Annotated in this window: 17 protein-coding genes; 13 read left to right on the top strand and 4 right to left on the bottom strand. The window is 34.1% G+C overall.

Features of this window, described 5'->3' with window-relative positions; all coding sequences use genetic code 11:
* Window positions 1–10: 10 nt before the first annotated feature.
* Window positions 11–1336, bottom strand: a complete 1326-nt coding sequence (locus tag D9R05_RS03570; RefSeq protein WP_121665866.1) for a M16 family metallopeptidase — start codon at window positions 1334–1336, stop codon at window positions 11–13.
* 184 nt (window positions 1337–1520) lie between these two features.
* Here D9R05_RS03570 and D9R05_RS03565 point away from each other — a divergent pair, with 184 nt between their 5' ends.
* The 3 genes from D9R05_RS03565 to rpmA all read left to right on the top strand — a co-directional run bounded on the left by D9R05_RS03565 (window position 1521) and on the right by rpmA (window position 2889).
* Entirely contained in the window at window positions 1521–2021 is a 501-nt protein-coding gene (locus tag D9R05_RS03565) for a DUF4199 domain-containing protein (protein ID WP_121665865.1), read from the top strand.
* Between the two features lie 87 nt (window positions 2022–2108).
* The gene (gene rplU, locus D9R05_RS03560) at window positions 2109–2600 is read left to right on the top strand and encodes a 50S ribosomal protein L21 (RefSeq protein ID WP_121665864.1); all 492 of its coding nucleotides are present in this window, start codon (window positions 2109–2111) and stop codon (window positions 2598–2600) included.
* Window positions 2601–2628: 28 nt separating this feature from the next.
* Window positions 2629–2889, top strand: a complete 261-nt coding sequence (gene rpmA / locus D9R05_RS03555; protein ID WP_121665863.1) for a 50S ribosomal protein L27 — start codon at window positions 2629–2631, stop codon at window positions 2887–2889.
* Between the two features lie 80 nt (window positions 2890–2969).
* Here the strand turns inward: rpmA and D9R05_RS03550 are convergent, their stop codons facing one another.
* Window positions 2970–4664: a ribonucleoside-diphosphate reductase subunit alpha gene (locus D9R05_RS03550; protein WP_121665862.1), complete on the bottom strand. Its 1695-nt coding sequence runs from the start codon at window positions 4662–4664 to the stop codon at window positions 2970–2972.
* Window positions 4665–4689: 25 nt separating this feature from the next.
* Window positions 4690–5664, bottom strand: a complete 975-nt coding sequence (locus tag D9R05_RS03545; protein ID WP_121665861.1) for a ribonucleotide-diphosphate reductase subunit beta — start codon at window positions 5662–5664, stop codon at window positions 4690–4692.
* 373 nt (window positions 5665–6037) lie between these two features.
* Between D9R05_RS03545 and D9R05_RS03540 the strand changes: the two genes are divergently transcribed.
* The 4 genes from D9R05_RS03540 (at window position 6038) to D9R05_RS03525 (ending at window position 12613) form a co-directional block, all read left to right on the top strand.
* Window positions 6038–7549 (top strand): tetratricopeptide repeat protein, encoded by a 1512-nt coding sequence (locus D9R05_RS03540; protein WP_121665860.1) that lies wholly within the window; start codon window positions 6038–6040, stop codon window positions 7547–7549.
* Between the two features lie 177 nt (window positions 7550–7726).
* Window positions 7727–10576 carry a TonB-dependent receptor gene (locus D9R05_RS03535; RefSeq protein ID WP_162984887.1) on the top strand — a complete coding sequence of 950 codons (2850 nt, stop codon included), beginning with the start codon at window positions 7727–7729 and terminating at the stop codon, window positions 10574–10576.
* Window positions 10577–10650: 74 nt separating this feature from the next.
* A complete protein-coding gene (locus tag D9R05_RS03530; RefSeq protein WP_121665859.1) occupies window positions 10651–11661 on the top strand; it encodes a phytase in 1011 nt (336 codons plus the stop codon).
* Complete coding sequence (locus tag D9R05_RS03525; RefSeq protein ID WP_162984886.1) at window positions 11630–12613, top strand: metallophosphoesterase; 984 nt, start codon at window positions 11630–11632, stop codon at window positions 12611–12613. Before D9R05_RS03530 ends, D9R05_RS03525 begins: the two co-directional genes overlap by 32 nt.
* Before the next feature lie 169 nt (window positions 12614–12782).
* Here D9R05_RS03525 and ahcY read toward each other — a convergent pair whose 3' ends face one another.
* Window positions 12783–14099, bottom strand: coding sequence for an adenosylhomocysteinase (ahcY, locus tag D9R05_RS03520; protein WP_121665857.1), 1317 nt, complete (start codon window positions 14097–14099; stop codon window positions 12783–12785).
* A gap of 63 nt (window positions 14100–14162) precedes the next feature.
* Here ahcY and D9R05_RS03515 point away from each other — a divergent pair, with 63 nt between their 5' ends.
* From D9R05_RS03515 to arfB, 6 genes are read left to right on the top strand one after another with little or no spacing between them, the layout of a single operon-like run.
* Window positions 14163–14792, top strand: coding sequence for a 4'-phosphopantetheinyl transferase family protein (locus D9R05_RS03515; RefSeq protein WP_121665856.1), 630 nt, complete (start codon window positions 14163–14165; stop codon window positions 14790–14792).
* A 20-nt stretch (window positions 14793–14812) separates the two neighbouring features.
* Entirely contained in the window at window positions 14813–15073 is a 261-nt protein-coding gene (locus D9R05_RS03510) for a thiamine-binding protein (protein WP_121665855.1), read from the top strand.
* Window positions 15057–15689 (top strand): nicotinamide riboside transporter PnuC, encoded by a 633-nt coding sequence (gene pnuC / locus D9R05_RS03505; RefSeq protein WP_121665854.1) that lies wholly within the window; start codon window positions 15057–15059, stop codon window positions 15687–15689. The genes D9R05_RS03510 and pnuC overlap by 17 nt, the downstream gene beginning before the upstream one ends.
* Window positions 15650–16231 carry an AAA family ATPase gene (locus tag D9R05_RS03500; protein ID WP_121665853.1) on the top strand — a complete coding sequence of 194 codons (582 nt, stop codon included), beginning with the start codon at window positions 15650–15652 and terminating at the stop codon, window positions 16229–16231. The genes pnuC and D9R05_RS03500 overlap by 40 nt, the downstream gene beginning before the upstream one ends.
* Window positions 16228–17742, top strand: coding sequence for a DUF4301 family protein (locus D9R05_RS03495; RefSeq protein ID WP_121665852.1), 1515 nt, complete (start codon window positions 16228–16230; stop codon window positions 17740–17742). The genes D9R05_RS03500 and D9R05_RS03495 overlap by 4 nt, the downstream gene beginning before the upstream one ends.
* Window positions 17729–18133 (top strand): alternative ribosome rescue aminoacyl-tRNA hydrolase ArfB, encoded by a 405-nt coding sequence (gene arfB, locus D9R05_RS03490; protein ID WP_121665851.1) that lies wholly within the window; start codon window positions 17729–17731, stop codon window positions 18131–18133. Before D9R05_RS03495 ends, arfB begins: the two co-directional genes overlap by 14 nt.
* Window positions 18134–18168 lie beyond the last annotated feature (35 nt).

Raw genomic sequence — 18168 nt, 5'->3', positions numbered from 1 at the left:
TGATGTTGTATTATTTGTTTTCTGGAGTAGGTAAATAATCTAAACTTAAACGTTGGTTTTTATTTAGGTATTTATTGGCTACTTCTTTAATTTCTTCGCGTGTAATGCTTCGGTAGATTTCAATTTCTTCGTTGATAAGGTTTGTGTTATCATAAAGCATATTATAGGTTGCTAATGAAGATGCAATACCTTGAACGCTGCTGTTTGAGTTTACAAAGCTATTTTCGAAATTATTTTGAAGCTTTTGGTATTCTTTCTCAGAAATAAGCTCTGTCTGAAGTTTTTCAATTTCTTCATCCATAGATCCTGCAAGCGTCTCTAAAGGAGTTTCTCCCATAGCTAAAGCACCAATTACATATAATCCATAATCTTCTTGTCCTCTGTTGAAAGCTAATACTTGTAAGGCTTCTTTTTCTTCATCGACCATTTTTTTGTACATACGAGAACTCTTTCCGTCGGTTAATAACGAAGAAATCATATTTAAAACATAGGCATCACGTTCTGCCATACCCGGTGTTCTGTAGACAAAAAGCTTAGCAGGAATTTGAATGTTATCATCGTATTCTGTAGCGGTTATAGTTTCCTTAATAGGAGCTTCTTTAATGTCTACACGCTTAACGGCCGGCTTAGCTTTAATAGGACCAAAATAATCTTTGATCATATCTTTTGTATCGTTAATATCAATGTCTCCGGCAACAACTAGCGTTGCATTATTTGGACCGTAATATTTGTCGAAAAATGCTTTAAACTCATTAAGTTGAGCAGCATCCAAATCTTTCATAGTACCAATAACAGAGTTCTTGTACGGATGTTTATCGAACATGTAAGGGCTAATACCTGTACTGTAAATAATTTTTCCGTAAGGAGCATTATCTATTCGTGTTCTCTTTTCTTCTTTTACTACTTCGTTTTGGGTGTCAACTCCAATTTGGTTAATCACCGGGTGAAGCATACGTTCAGATTCCATCCATAAACCTAATTCTAAGTTGTTAGAAGGGAATGTTTCGTAATAATACGTACGATCTTGGGTTGTGTTTGCGTTGTTACTACCACCATTAGCAGCTACAATGTTAAACCACTCACCGCGTTCTATATTTTCTGTTCCTTCAAAAAGTAAGTGTTCAAAGAAGTGAGCAAAACCAGTTCTACCTTCTTCTTCATCTTTTGCACCAACATGATACATAACACCAACTGTAACCACAGGAGCAGTATTATCTTCATGTAGAATTACGTGAAGGCCATTGTCTAAATCGTACTCTGTAAATTCTACTTCTTGAGCAAAAGCTGCAAAAGTGAAAAACAAAGCGATGGCCGCTGAGCTAATTTTTTTAATCATTTTTAAAAATTATTTAGTTGTTTCAATATATACGACTTCAAAAATACTCATTTGTTACAAAAAACATAGAGTTATTTTGTTGTAATTCTTAGCCTTGCAGTATATTATCACTAAAATTAACAAGCTATTATAATAGTTTTCGTCAAATTTTTATGAAATTTACTGTAGAAAAAAGATAAAAACTATGAAAAATCAATCAATTCCTTTACGATATGGATTTGGAATAAGTGTCCTGTTAATTATTTATTTTTTATTGCTTTCAGCCGTCGGTTTGCATACGCAGCCTTTGTTTAGTTTGGTAAATGGTTTAATTACTGGAGCTGGAATTTATTTTTCTATTAAAAGCTATAGAGCGTATAAAAAAGATAAGTTTAAATATCAAAAAGGCTTTATGGCTGGTATTATAACCGGATTCTTTGCTACCTTAATTTTTACGCTATTCTTTGGTATTTATGCAACAAATATTGATCAAACTTTTGCAACAGAATTGTTGGAAAGTTGGAAGACAGATTATAATACCGGTCTTGGGTTATTATTATTTGTAGTAGCCGTAATGGGGTTTGCAACTACGATTGTGCTGACCTTGGCTTTTATGCAGCTTTTTAAAGATAGCTGGAATACCAAAGCCGGTAAAAAGCACACCATTTCTGATGAAAATTCTGCAACAGAAATAAAAAATGGCTAAATAAAATTTGAAACGTTTGTATTTTAATTAATTAGAGGTATATTTGCATCCATTTTTAAATAATTAATTTTAACTAAACGTTACGCTATGTACGCAATTGTAGAGATAGCAGGGCAGCAATTTAAAGTTGCGAAAGACCAAAAAGTTTTTGTTAACCGTTTAGACGGGAAAGAAGGTGATAGCTTATCTTTTGATAAGGTTCTTCTTACCGGAGACGGAGACAATGTTACTTTAGGCGCCCCGGTTATAGAAGGAGCTCTTGTAGGAGCAAAAATTACTCGTCATCTTAAAGGAGACAAAGTAATCGTCTTTAAAAAGAAAAGACGTAAAGGTTACCGTGTAAAAAATGGTCACCGTCAATCATTAACAGAAATTGTTATTGGTGACATCAATGTTAAAGGAGGAAAGAAAAAGACTTCTTCTGATAACAAAAAAACAGAGACTAAAAAAGAAGCTTCTAAAGGAGATGATTTAAGCAAGAACACTGTAGCCGAATTGAAAGAAATGGCTAAAGAAAAAGGGCTTGAAGGATACTCTTCAATGAAGAAAGCTGAATTAATTGAAGCTTTAAGCAAATAATATTAATCTACTAAAAACTTAATAGAAGATGGCACATAAAAAAGGAGTCGGTAGTTCTAAAAACGGTAGAGAGTCAGAATCGAAACGATTAGGCGTTAAGATCTTTGGAGGTCAGCCAGCCGTTGCCGGAAACATTATCGTTAGACAAAGAGGTACTGCACACAATCCAGGAGATAACGTGTACGCAGGAAAAGATCATACATTACATGCTAAAATTGATGGTGTTGTAAAGTTTTCAAAAAAGAAGAACAATAAGTCTTACGTTTCTATTGAACCGTTTGAAGCTTAACTTTTTTCTTTTAAGCAATAAAAAAAAGCCTTCAGATTTCTGAAGGCTTTTTTATGCCGCAAACTTTGCAGCTATGAGTTTTAAGACTCACAGCTGCTGCAGTTTACTAAATTGTTTACCATTTCTTTAGAAACACTTTGGCTTCGTTGGTAGTACAAGGTCTTAATGCCAAGTTTCCAAGCTTCAATGATTAATTGATTTACTTCTTTAATAGCTAACGAAGATGGAATGTTGATATTTAAACTTTGTGATTGATCAATATGCTTTTGCCTGATAGAAGCCTGTTGAATGATCTCTAACTGGCTGATTTCTTTAAAAGTTTTAAAAACCGATTTTTCGTGTTCTGTTAATGCATCTAATTTTTGAACACTACCATTGTCCAGCATAATATCTCTCCACGTGTCCTCATTATCAATTCCTTTTTCTTGAAGTAATTTTCGTAAGTATTTATTTTTTCTAATGAAATTACCTTTAGAAAGTCCGGCCTTATAATAATTACTGCTGAAAGGTTCAATACCCGGAGAGGTTTGTCCTAAAATAGCAGATGAGGATGTTGTAGGTGCAATGGCTAAAGTTGTAGTATTTCTTCTCCCATAGCCTTTTAAAACTTCAGGTTCACCATAGATTCTTGCTAAATCTTCGGTTGCTTTGTCTGCTTTTTCTCTAATATGTTGAAAAATCTCAGTAGTCTTCATTTTAGCTTCCATACTTTCAAATGGAATGTTATTCTTCTGAAGATAGGAATGCCATCCCAATACGCCAAGTCCTAATGCTCTATGGCGTTTAGCAAATTTATTAGCTGAGTTCAGGTAATGATTTCCTTCTGTTTTTTGAATAAATTCTTCTAAGACCGCATCTAGAAAGAAAGTCGCTAATTTTACAGCTTCGGTATTTTTCCATTCATCATAGAGTTCCAAATTCATAGAAGATAAACAGCAGATAAATGATTCTTCTTCATTAGAAGGCAGCATAATTTCAGAACATAGGTTGCTGGCATTAATTTGCATGTTCAGATCTTTGTAAACTTGAGGTTTATTTCGGTTAACATTATCTGAAAAGAAAATATACGGCAATCCTTTTTGTTGTCTGCTTTCTAGAACTTTGGCCCAGATTTGTCTTTTTTCGCTATCGCCTTCTACCATTTCTTGCATCCAATAATCTGGAACGCAAACCCCATAGAAAAGATTTTGAATGGGGTTACCAATATTCTTAATCTTTAAAAACTCTCCAATATCCGGATGGTCAATATCTAGGTAAGTAGCAAATGCTCCCCGACGAACACCTCCTTGAGAAATAGTGTCCATAGCAGTGTCAAAAAGTTTCATAAAGCTTACGGCTCCACTGCTTTTTCCGTTATCGGTAACGGCACTTCCTCTAGCGCGTAAGTCACCAAAATATCCGGAAGTTCCTCCTCCAATTTTGGTTTGCATAATTACTTCGCCTAATTTGTGAGTGATTCCTTCAATTTTATCGGGAATATGAACGTTAAAGCAAGAAATAGGGAGACCTCTTTCTGTTCCCATATTTGCCCAGATTGGTGAGCTTAAGCTCATCCAACCGCGTTCAATCATTTCTTGAAAAGATTCTTTTAATTCCGGTTTATATAATCTTTTGGCTGCAGCTGTTGTAATTCTATCTATTGCGCCTTCTACGGTTTCTCCTTTTAAAAGATACCCGCGGTTTAATATTTGCTCGCTTTCTTCATTTTTCCACCAAAGTTTGCCTCTTAAGGAAACATCTTTTTCATCTATTAATGGTAATTCGCTTGTGAACATATTTTTTTCTTCTTCAATTTTTTTATTAGAATAAATCGTCAGCTGTAATGCTTTTATCGTGTTTTGTGTAATCTACAGGTCTTTTAGCAAAGAAATCGTCTAGGCTATTGGCAAAAACTTCTTCTTCAAACCAGCGCATTGGTGCGTATTCTTCAGAAGTGGTATGGTAAATTTTTTCCATTCCAATTTTTTCCATGCTATCATCTATACGGAATTTCATAAAGTTCAGTAAGTCCTTTTTCTTTACGTTCTCCAATTCGCCATCTTCAAAAATCCAGTCTAAAATTTTCCCTTCTATATCTAAGGAGTGTTTTACGGTTTCTTGAATATGAGTGATGGTTGCTTCATCAAAAAAGTCTGGGTATTCTTCTTTAATTTTATTCACCAAATAAATACCTGCATTGGCATGAATTTGTTCGTCTACAGAAGTCCACGCAATAATATTGCTTACATTTTTCATGAGTCCTTTAAAGCGGGTAAAGGATAAAATGATGGCAAATTGACTGAAAAGAGAAACGTTTTCTATAAGAATAGAAAATAAGATTAAAGAAACTACATATTTTTTATTGTCCTCTGAATTGGCATTTTCTAATGCTTTAGAAAGATAGTCTACCCGTTCTCTAATGACAGGAACTTCTAGTAAATCTTTAAATTCATCATTATAGCCTAATACTTCTAATAAGCGCGAATAGGCCTCTGAGTGTCTAAATTCACATTCAGCAAAAGTGCTTCCTAAACCATTAAATTCTGGTTTTGGAAAGTGGTTATAGATATTTCCCCAAAAAGATTTTACAGCAACCTCAATTTGTGCAATGGCCAACAAACTATTTTTAATTGCGGTTCTTTCTGCTAGACTTAAATGCGAATGGAAATCTTGCGTGTCTGCTGTGAAATCTACTTCACTATGTACCCAAAAAGAGCGATTAATGGCTTCTGTAAATTGAAGAATTTCTGAATATTCAAACGGTTTGTAGTTAACTCTCTTGTCAAAAATGGCCATGATATATAGTTTTTCAGATTATTTTCAGTTACTTTTTTTGTAATTATTTTGTAATCAGCTTTCTAAGAAAAGCAGCTTTCATAATTACAGGACAACGAAGTTAAAATATGATTTGATTGAATTTTCATAAAATCGAAAAAAGATTTAAAAAGGTTGTTAACAATAGTTATTTTTCTGTAATACAGGTTTTTACATTGTTGTTTAAAATTTATTAATCATAGCATAATCCTGTTGTAACCTTGAATTAACGCAAGTAATGTAGGTTTACTAATTATTAATTTTGATCTTTTAAAACCTTAAAGATGAAACTTTATTTTGCCTTTTTTTTTCTCTTTTTTTCTCGAGCTTTATTATAGCGCAGCAACCTGAAAAAATGAATGAGAAAGTCCAGTTTTCTGATTCACTTTTTCATCAATTTAAAAATGAATTAGATGTAGCCAAAAAAAAAGAAGCTACTTTTTTAATCGCACAAAAACATCTTCAGTTAGGAGATTTTTTTCAGGAAGCTGAAGTTTTTACCGAAGCTGTAGATCAATATACTTCTGCCTTAAAAATAGCCAAAACTCAACACGAAGATTCTCTTCAGGTAATTTTAAAAAACAGGCTGGGTAATATTTATTTGGCCCTAAAAAATTATAAAAAAGCTGAACGTTATCTGTTAAGAAGTGTGGCGCAAGCACAGCAATACAAGTTTGTGAAAGCTGAAGCAATTGCCGAAGAAATTTTGGGAAGTTGTTTTGAAAAAGAAGGAGATTATTTAAAAGCCTTAAAACATCAGCAACGAAGTTTGAAGTTGTTTGAGCAATCAAAGGATAAGGAAGGTATTGCGATTGTAAATGAAAATATAGGAAGCATTTATGAAGACCTGAATCAGTTTGAAAAAGCGCATCAATATTTTTTAAAATCGTATGATTATTTTGTAATCGTAAACAATGGAAAACAAATAAATGTCCTGAATAATATAGGTGATGTTTATAGAAAAACCGGGCGCTATAAAAAAGCCTTAGACTATACCACAAAAGCACTTCATCTTGCAGAGAAATTTAATGAAAATCATCAAATAGAAAGTGCTCATAAAGATTTGGCAAAAACTTATGCCTTTTTAAAAGATTACAAAACAGCTTATCAGCATCTTTTTCAATATAATAAAATTCAGGAAGAATTATTTTATAAACAAAATTTCAGGCAGTTAAATGTCTTGCAAACCATTTATGAAACTGAGCAAAAAGAGGCGCAAATAGAATTGCTTACAAAGCAAAATGCTATTAATAAAGCCAATCAAAATTTAATGCTGTTAGGTGGCGGAGCTTTTTTAATTGTTTCGGGTATTTCATTTTTGTTTATGAATAGAAAACGAAAGGAGAAGACAAAACTTCAGGCTTATGAACAGAGAGTTTTGCAAGCGGAATTGGATAAAAAGGAAATTGAAGAAAAGAAACTTCAAGGTGAAATTCAGTTAAAAACAGCTTCACTTTCTAAGTATAGCCTAAATATTGCTCAAAAAAATAAATTACTTTCAGATTTATCGGCAACGCTAAAAAAGATGAGTTCGCGCTCTAAAATGGATACGCAAACTAAAATTAAAGACTTGGCAAAAGAACTAGATTTTGCACTTCAGCAAGAAGATGAGTGGGATGAGTTTATGAATTTCTTTGAAGATATACATCCACAGTTTTTTAAAGATCTTTCTAGTATAGCAACTTCAAAATTATCTTCGGCAGAATTACGCTTGGCCATGCTACTTCGCTTAAATCTTTCTTCAAAAGAAATAGCCTCCATTTTAAGAGTTACGCCAGATAGTGTTCGGGTGGCAAGATATCGTTTTAGAAAAAAATTACCGATAAATTCCAAACAAGAATTGGTTCATTTTCTTATGAATTTGTAAAAAATAAGTGCTGTTTTTCGTAATGGTTAGTTCAATGTAAAGAAACCTTAATTGTTGCCTTTAAGTAGCCAAGAAATTTGTCTTTGTTCATTCTTTGTTGCTGTAGATAATTAGTAGAGACTACACGATGTCGCTAGGTTTGCAGCGTCTTTTAATGCAAACCAAACAAACTAAATTATGAATTTAAAATTAATGCTTGTAACATTTTTTGTTGCTTTAAATTTTAGCTTTTTACACGCTCAAGACGGAGTGGTAAGGGGTACAATTACCGATGAAAACGGAATGTATGTTCCTGGTGCTTCTGTGATGATCCAAGAACTTAAAAAAGGAACGGTCACTAATTTTGATGGTGAATTTACCTTGGTAGAAATTCCGGAAGGTAATTATGATTTATCGATAAAATATTTAGGCTATCAAACCATTACAAAAGAAGTAAATGTAATTGCAGGAGAAACCGCCTCAGTTAAAATAGTTTTAAATGCAACCGAAACAACTTTAGGAACTGTACAGATTTTTGGTAGTGGATTAAGTGCTCAAGCTAAAGCCTTAAACACACAAAAAAACAAAACAAATATTACCAATATTGTTTCAACAGAACAAATTGGGAAGTTTCCCGATGCCAATATTGGTGATGCTGCAAAACGAATTCCGGGAATCACGATGCAAGTAGATCAGGGAGAAGCACGTAATATTATTGTTAGAGGTTTAGCGCCTCAGTTAAATTCAGTTACCTTAAACGGAAGCAGAGTTCCTTCTGCTGAAGGAGATAACCGAAATGTGCAAATGGATTTAATTCCGTCAGATATGATTCAGACCATCGAGGTGAATAAAGCAATAACTCCAGATATGGATGGCGATGCACTTGGCGGATCTGTAAATTTAGTAACGCGTTCGGCTCCAGAAGATTTTAGACTTTCTGCCACGGTAGGTTCGGGAATTAATTTTATTACGGATAAACGAATTTTAAACGGTTCATTTTTAATTGGAGATCGTACTAATGATGGAAAGTTCGGTTATATGCTTTCGGCTTCTATTAATGATAACGATTTTGGATCTGATAATGTTGAAGCAGAATGGTCTGATGAATTTGAATATAACACTGGACAACAAAATGCTGAAGGCGAAGATATTTTAGAAGAAGTAGATGTGAATCCGTATGCAGAGGTTTTTGAAACTAGAAAGTATTTAGTACAACGTGTGAGACGCAGTTTTTCTGCAAATTTTGATTATCGTTTTAATGAAAATAATACGATTTACTTAAAGTCCATGTACAACTGGCGTGATGATCGTGAAAATCGTTATGCCTTATCTTCTGAAATTTTAGACGGAGAAGATATTGGAGCCGGTGATTTTGAAATACAAAATGGAAATTTAACGCGTTTTCCTGCTGAAGTGGCTAGAGAAACCAAAGGAGGAATTCCCGGGGGAAGAAATCAAAACCGCAGGCTGGAAGATCAGCGTATGCAAAATTATACCTTAGGCGGCGATCATATTTTTGGAAATATAAAGTTTGATTGGATGGGCTCGTATGCAAAGGCATCAGAAGAAAGAGAAAATGAGCGCTATATGGTTTACGCTTCAGAATATGCGGTAAATAATGATGTTTCCAATTCGGAAAAACCCTTACATACCGCAGTAGAAGACCCTAGTTTAAGCGATTTTGAATTGGATGAACTAACCGAAGAATATCAATATACGGAAGAAGAAGATGTAAATGTTTTTGCTAACGCAGAATTACCTTCAGATTTCTTTGGCTATGGAGACGGAATCATCAAGTTTGGGGTTCGTGGAAGATTCAAAAATAAATACAGAGATAATAATTTTTTCGAGTATGAACCTTTAACCGGCGGAATGGAAACTCTTGCTGATGTTGATACGCAAAGTTTTTCCGGAGACGACTTTTTAGCGGGAGATCAGTATGTTCCAGGAACTTTTGTTTCTGCTCCATATCTAGGGAATTTAGATTTAAATAATGCCGATCTTTTTGAAAGTGAAGCGGTTCAAGATGAATATTTAAGCGAAAATTTTGAAGTAAAAGAAAATGTATATGCCGGATATATTATGACTAATCAAAAAGTCTCTGAAAAATTGAGTGTGCTTGCGGGAATTCGTTTAGAAGCTACGCAAATAGAAAGTATCGGGAATGAAGTAATTTACAATGAAGATGGCGATTTTGAAGGTTCTATGGAAGTAAAAGATGAGAGTGATTATGTAAATGTATTACCAGGCGTTCATTTAAAATATGATCTTAATGATAAAACCGTTTTACGTTTTGCGTGGACAAATACGTTGTCAAGACCCAACTACATAGATTTGGTTCCTTACCAGGCTATTAATAATGAAGATGAAGAAATCTCTCTAGGAAATACAGAATTAAATCCTACTACCTCTATGAATTTTGATTTTATGGCAGAATATTATTTTAGTTCTGTAGGAATACTTTCAGGGGGAGTTTTCTATAAAGATATTAACGATTTTGTGTATACCTATGTGGTAGAAGATGAAGCAACCGGTTACGAAATTTATCAGCCTTTTAACGGAGACGATGCTCGCATTTATGGAGCTGAGATTGCTTTTCAACGTCAATTGGATTTCTTACCTGGTTTTGCAAAAAACTTTAGTATTTATACCAATTATACATTCTTAAATTCTACCGCAAACGGAATTAGAAATGAAGATGGAGATGAGCGCGGGGAATTAGAATTACCGGGTTCTTCACCAAATATGTTTAATGCATCTCTTTCTTATGCCGATAAGAAATTTAGCGCACGATTATCGTCTAATTTTTCTGATGCATATTTAGATGAATTAGGAGGTAATGCTTTTGAAGATCGTTACTACGACCACCAATTTTTCTTAGATTTTAATGTGTCTTATTCCATTAATAAAAACCTAAGGATTTATGCTGATTTAAATAATATTACCAATCAGCCACTACGTTATTATCAAGGATCTAGTAAAAGAACTATGCAGATGGAATTTTATGAAAGAAGGTTAACCTTTGGTCTTAAATACGATTTATACTAAACCCAAAAACATTATAAAATATAGAGCCTGCTAAATGAATTTTTATTTGGCAGCTCTTTTAAGAAGTTATTTTTATGAAAAAATTATTGATAGCAATTATTGCGTTAAGCTTTTCTGCTTGCGGCACACAACTTCCAGAAATAAAACCCGATGTTATTACAGCATCTACATTACACGATACCGACGATCCTGCTATTTGGGTGAATAAGGAAAATACTGAAGAAAGTATTGTTTTTGGAACCGATAAAGATACCGACGGTGCTATTTATGCATTTAATCTAGATGGAAAAATTATTGAAGAGAAAACACTTCGCGGGATGAAACGTCCTAATAATGTAGACGTAGCTTATGGGGTGAAATTGAATGATTCAGTAACTACCGATATTTTAATGTTTACTGAAAGAGAACGCGAGCAAATCCGTTTGTTTTCTGTACCCGATATGAAGCCGTTAGATCAGGGTGGTTTTAAGGTATTTCAAGAAAAACGAGAAAATGAATGGAATCTTCCTATGGGAATTTCAATCTATAAATCGCCAAAAACCAATAAAACCTATGCCATTGTTGGAAGAAAAAACGGTCCTAAAACCAATTATTTGCATCAATTTGAACTAGTGCCTGCCGGAGATCATATCACTTTTAAATTGGTACGGGAGTTTGGTAATTTTAGCGGCGAAAAAGAAATTGAAGCCATTGCTGTAGATGAGGAGCTGGGTTATATTTATTATGCTGATGAAAAAGTTTGTATAAGAAAATATGAGGCAGAACCTGATGCTGGTAATGAAGAATTGGCTTGTTTTGGTGCTGAGAAATTCAATAGAGATATAGAAGGTATTGCCATTGCAAACAATGGAAAAGAGAAAGGTTATATTGTTGCTTCAGATCAGCAAGAAGGAACCTTCAATTTTTTTGACAGAAAAACTAATGAATTTTTATTTGCTAAAAATTTAGGAACTACAGAAACTGATGGCTGCGAAGTCTATACAGGGTATTTAAATGAAAAGTTTCCTAACGGACTTTTTGTAGCAATGAATGATAACAAAAACTTTTATTTTTATGACTTATCGAAGATTACAGGAACTAACTAGCTTAATCATATTTTGCCTGCTACTTAGCACAATTACAGCTTTCGCTCAAAAAAAGTATTACAATCAGAATGAAAATGATAACTTAAAAGAGCTTCAAGTTGAAGAAGATGGACTTCATTTTTATGTGATTGGCGATTGGGGAAGAAACGGGCACTTTAAACAAGCTGATGTAGCTCATATTATGCAACAAGCCGGCTTTATAGTAGAACCGGAATTCATCATTTCTACAGGGGATAATTTTTATCCTGATGGCATTGCTTCGGTACAAGATCCATTCTTAAAAAGTAGTTATGAAGATATTTACTATGGGTCAAATTTATTTTGTCCGTGGTATGTAGTGATGGGGAATCACGGGTATCGCGGTAACATTCAAGCGCAAGTAGATTATACTCATATCAGTAAACGCTGGAATATGCCATCTTTATACTATGAAGTTGAAAAAACTTTAGAAGATGATAAAACCAAGGCGAAATTTGTGTTTTTAGATACGAGTCCGTTTGAAGACGATTATTATACGGAGGAAAAGTATAAACAAGTAAAAAAGCAGGATTCGTTGAAACAAAAAAAATGGTTGGAGAAAAGCTTAAAAAACTCAACTGCCGATTGGAATATTGTCATAGGTCATCATCCATTATATACGTCGGGAAAACGAGTTAATGATGAGCCTTATACGCGGAATCATTTAGAACATGTTTTTGAAGAATATAAAGTTCCGGCATATTTTGCAGGACATGAACATGATATTCAGCATTTAAAACCTAAAGGAATTTTCACTAATCATTTTATCTCCGGCGCCGGCTCTGAAGTTCGTCCTACGGGAATTTCAGATTTCACGAAATTTTCAAAATCGGAGCAAGGATTTTTAATCGTTAGTTTATTACCTGAAAAAATGCTAGTACAAGCAGTTAATTGGAAAGGAGAGGTTACTTATAAAGTAGAGATTGAGAAGTAGTAAAAAAGGAAGAGGTCGTCTAAAAGATTAATATACCTTTGTCAACCTGAACTTGATTCAGGTTCTCATACTGATTTATATTTCAGTAAGTTGAGATTCTGAAATGAATTCAGAATGACGCTTTATTAATCTTTTAGACGACCTCTTGTTTATTTGTAGTTGAAAAAAATTAGTATCTATAGTACTCCGGCTTATAAGGGCCGTTAACTTCTACGCCAATATATTTAGCTTGTTCTTCATTTAATTGGGTTAATTCTACCCCGATTTTTTCTAAATGAAGCTTGGCAACTTTTTCATCTAAATGCTTTGGAAGCATATAAACCTCATTCTTGTATTGTTCAGAACGGTTCCATAATTCAATTTGTGCTAAAGTTTGGTTTGTAAATGAATTACTCATTACAAAACTTGGGTGACCTGTTGCACAACCTAAATTTACCAATCTTCCTTCAGCAAGAAGAATAATATCTTTTCCGTCAATAGTATATTTATCTACTTGAGGTTTAATTTCAACTTTGGTATCACCGTGGTTTTCATTTAACCAAGAAACAGCAATTTCATTATCAAAATGACCAATGTTACAAACAATAGTTTTGTCTTTCATCGCTTCAAAATGCTCGCCACGAACAATATCTTTATTACCTGTAGTGGTAATAACAATATCTGCTTTTGGAAGCATATTCTCTAAAGTTTTTACTTCAAAACCGTCCATAGCAGCTTGTAACGCACAAATAGGATCAATTTCTGTAACGGTTACAATAGAACCAGCTCCTTTAAACGACTGTGCGGTACCTTTACCAACATCACCATAACCACAAACTACAACACGTTTTCCGGCTAACATCACATCGGTTGCACGTCTAATAGCATCAACAGCACTCTCGCGGCATCCGTATTTATTATCAAACTTAGATTTGGTAACCGAATCGTTTACGTTGATAGCCGGCATCGGTAAAGTTCCGTTTTTCATTCTTTCGTAAAGTCTATGAACTCCCGTAGTGGTTTCTTCAGATAGTCCTTTTATAGCTTTTGCTAATTCAGGGTAATCATCTAACACCATATTGGTTAAATCGCCTCCGTCATCTAAAATCATGTTTAATGGTTCACGCTCTTCTCCAAAAAATAGAGTTTGCTCAATACACCAATTAAATTCTTCTTCGGTCATTCCTTTCCACGCATAAACCGGGATTCCAGCCGCTGCAATTGCTGCTGCTGCGTGATCTTGTGTAGAGAAAATATTACAAGAACTCCACGTAACTTTAGCACCTAAAGAAGTTAATGTCTCTATAAGTACCGCAGTTTGTACCGTCATGTGTAGACATCCTGCAATACGAGCTCCTTTTAGTGGTTGTTTATTTTTATATTCTTCACGAAGTGACATGAGCCCGGGCATTTCTGCTTCAGCAAGCTCAATTTCTTTTCTTCCCCAATCTGCTAGTGAAATATCTTTAACTTTATACGCCGTGTAAGGCACTGTTTTCGTACTCATATTCTTATATTTGTTGTTAACCAATTTATGAATTGCAAAAATACATAATATCTAATAAACCTTATGGCTCTTTACAAAACAATAACAGTTGATGAACGTACTAAAGTCCTCATTTGGAAGATAGAAGAGTCTTACGAGCAATTGGCTAAAGGTATTCAACTGACCGATCATTGTCAACAGCGAGTGGATAGTATGAAATCTGATATTCACCGCCGGGGTTTTATGAGCATTCGCCACTTAATGGCTGAGGCCGGTTATGTAGATCAGGATTTGTATTACGATGATTTTGGAAAACCGCATTTAAAAGATGGTAAATTTATTTCGATAACACATTCTTTTGAGTTCACCGGAATTATTGTTAGTGAAGATCCTATTGGAATTGATATTGAAAAACAACGCGAGAAAATACTAAAAATAGCGCATAAGTTTACGCCGCTAGAAGAATATCATACATTGGCTAATGAAGATGCACTCATCAGAAAACTGACTATTGTTTGGGGGGCTAAAGAAGGGATTTATAAACTTTTAAGCGTTCCCGGGTTATTATTTTTACATCATATCAATGTAACAGATTTTAATTTTGATGATAAAAAAACAACGGCTGCGGTAAATTATCACGGAAAAAAATCAGCTTATAAAATTCAATATTTAGAGTTTGAAGGTTTTACCTGTGTTTATACCCAAGTTCAATAATTCTTACAAATAAAATTTATATGAATATTTCGGTAGAATTAACCTTAACTCCAATTCAGGATGATTACGAACCGGCGATTGTCAACTTTATAAAGACCTTGCGCAATTCAGGACTTAACGTAAAAGAAAATCCATTAAGCACCCAAGTTTATGGAACTTATGATGAGGTTATGGCTTTATTGAATAAAGAAATGAAAACAGCATTAGAAGCCTTGGATCGCGGATTGATTTACATGAAGATTGTAAAATCTGATAGAAGCGAATATGAACCTCATTTTTGATTGGCTTTTTTCACAATACCAAGATACGCCAACACATATTGTGGTTTTAGAATTAATAAGCGTTTTTTTTGGTATTTTGAGTGTTGTTTTTTCTAAACGAAACAATATTCTAGTTTACCCTACGGGTTTGGTAGGAACTTCAATTTCGGTTTATATTTTAATTTCTTATGGTCTTTTAGGCGATATGATTATTAACGCCTATTACGTTATCATGAGTGTTTACGGTTGGTATATTTGGACTAGAAAGGTAGACAAAACGCATTACACTCCCATTACTACGACCACTAATACTGAATGGAAAAAAGCCTTAGGTATTTTTTTAGGAACGATGCTGGGGGTAAGTCTATTGTATGAATATTTTGATAAATGGGAAAATTGGGCTTCCTATACCGATATTTTAACTACCGGAATATTTTTTGTCGGCATGTGGCTCATGGCCAAAAAGAAGATTGAAAATTGGTTATTGTGGATTTTGGGAGATTTTATCTCTGTACCGCTTTACATTTATAAAGGATTAATTTTTAGTGCTATACTTTATTTAGTATTGACTATTATTGCAATTTATGGTTATTTCGCATGGAAAAAACTCTTGAACAAAGAACTTCAGACTGTCTAAAAGTAGTTTTGTTTGGTCCCGAATCTACGGGGAAAACTACCTTGGCAAAAAAATTAGCAGCATATTATAACACGCATTGGGTTCCCGAATTTGCAAGAGATTATTTACAAGAAAAATATGACAAAACCCAAGAAGTATGTGCCAAAGAAGATTTAATCCCCATTGCAAAAGGGCAAATTCAAACTGAAAATGAATTAAGTAAAACGGCTAATAAGGTACTTTTTTGTGATACCAATGTACTGCAAACCTACTATTACGGAAAAGTATATTACGAGAATTTTGAAAATAAGCCCTTAAAAAATTATATTCGCAAACATCGGTACGATTTATATTTTTTAACCTATATCGATACCCCTTGGGAAGCAGATGACTTGCGAGATAAACCTCATGATCGCGAAGAAATGTTTCAGCATTTTAAAAATGCGCTCATTCAAGAGAATAAAACAAATGTGGTTTTACTAACTGGGAATCTTGAAGAACGCTTAGCAAAGGCAATTACACATGTAGATAAGTTGCTTGGTAAAACTAACCCAAACCTATGAAGTTTACAGAGGAAGATCAACAATATATTACTGAAAACGGACTTTCAGAAGAAATAATCGCTGAGCAATTAGCTTGCTTTAAGGAAGGAATTCCGTATGCAAATCTTGTGGAGGCCGCCGTATTAAATAATGGTGTTTTTTCCATTTCCGAAAAAGATAAAGATCATTTTATAGAATATTTTGACTCCGCTAAAAAGCAGTTAGCCGTTGTGAAGTTTGTACCCGCCAGTGGAGCAGCAACTCGGATGTTTAAATTGTTATTCGAATTTTTAGAAGAAATCAACGAGGGCAAATATTTTGCTTCCTTATTAGAACAAAAAAAATATAAGCCCGTAAATAAATTTTTATCCTCTAGAAATCAGTTTCCTTTTTATAAGCAAGTCTTAGCGGAAATAGAAAATCCTTTAGAGAACGAAGAAGTCGCTTTTTTAAAGACCTTGCTCGATGAAAATAAATTGAATTTCGGGCAATTACCTAAAGGCTTAATTCCTTTTCATCAATATCAAAATTTTTCAGCTACAGCATTTGAAGAGCATTTATATGAAAGCGCTCAATATTGTTCAATTAACGGCAAAACAAAGATTCACTTTACGGTTGCAGAACATCATTTAGATAAATTTAAAGAACGATTTGATGCTATACAAACTGATTTAGAGAATGCAACCCAAACTACTTTTGAAATCGATTATTCTTTTCAGGAAAAAAGGACGAATACCATTGCTGTAAATTTAGACAATACACCGTTTCGAAATAAACATAATCAATTAGTTTTTAGACCCGGCGGACATGGCGCTTTGCTTCAAAATCTAAATAAAATTGAGGCAGATGTTGTTTTTATTAAGAACATAGATAATGTCATTCCACGAGAGCAGTTGAAAGAAATTGTTGACTATAAAAAAATACTCGGCGGATTTTTATTGCAGTTACAAGAAAAGATTTTTTCCCTATTACGTGAATTGGAGTCACAAGGTTTTTCTGAAACCTTACAGCAACGGGCAACGCACTTAATGAAAAAAGAATTTGGATTAACGCTGGATTTAAACTCTGCTGAAGAGCTTAAAAAAGCTTTCCATAAACCCATACGGATTTGCGGAATGGTTAAAAATGAAGGTGCTCCCGGCGGCGGACCCTTTTGGATCAAAAATGAAAAAGGAGAAACAAGTTTACAAATTATAGAAGGTGCTCAAATCGATCAAAAAGATGCCACACAAAAAGCCATTGTAGATCAAGCCACACATTTTAATCCCGTAGATGTAGTTTGCGGATTTAAAGATTTTAAAGGCAGAAAATTTGATCTGAATGATTTTGTAGATAAAAGCCAACTATTTATTTCTGAAAAATCAAAACACGGTAAAAAATTGAAAGCTTTAGAACTACCAGGCTTGTGGAATGGTGCCATGGCCAAATGGAATACCGTTTTTGTAGAAGTGCCCAGTTGTACCTTTAATCCGGTAAAAACAGTAAACGATTTGCTTCAACCCAATCACCAACCCGGAAATGAGAAATCCTGAAAAGCTTCTGTCAGAAGTAAATTTTAAGGCAGTTTTAAGTGGTGGTCCGGGCGGCCAGCATGCTAATAAAACCAGTACAAAAGTAGTTCTGATGTGGAAACTTAAAGATTCTGCATTTTTTTTGGAAGAAGAAAAAGAGCGACTTTCCATAAAACTTAAAAATAGGATTACCAAAGAAGGCGTGCTTCAAATAGCTTCAGACCATACGCGTAGCCAACATAAAAATAAAGAGATCGTAGAAAGTCGTTTCCTTCGAATGTTGGAAGATGCACTCAAAATTCCGCGTAGCCGAAAAAAAACAAAACCTTCGAAAAAGGCAAAACTCAAACGGCTAAAAAATAAAAAACACCAAGCTGAGAAAAAAGCAAATCGTAAAAATCCGTTAGATTAATCGCTCCCTTTTTTATACCTGTGTAATATTTCTAC

Source organism: Mesonia aquimarina (genome assembly GCF_003667275.1).
Lineage (GTDB): Bacteria > Bacteroidota > Bacteroidia > Flavobacteriales > Flavobacteriaceae > Mesonia > Mesonia aquimarina.
This window is presented reverse-complemented; position numbering and strand designations above follow the sequence as displayed.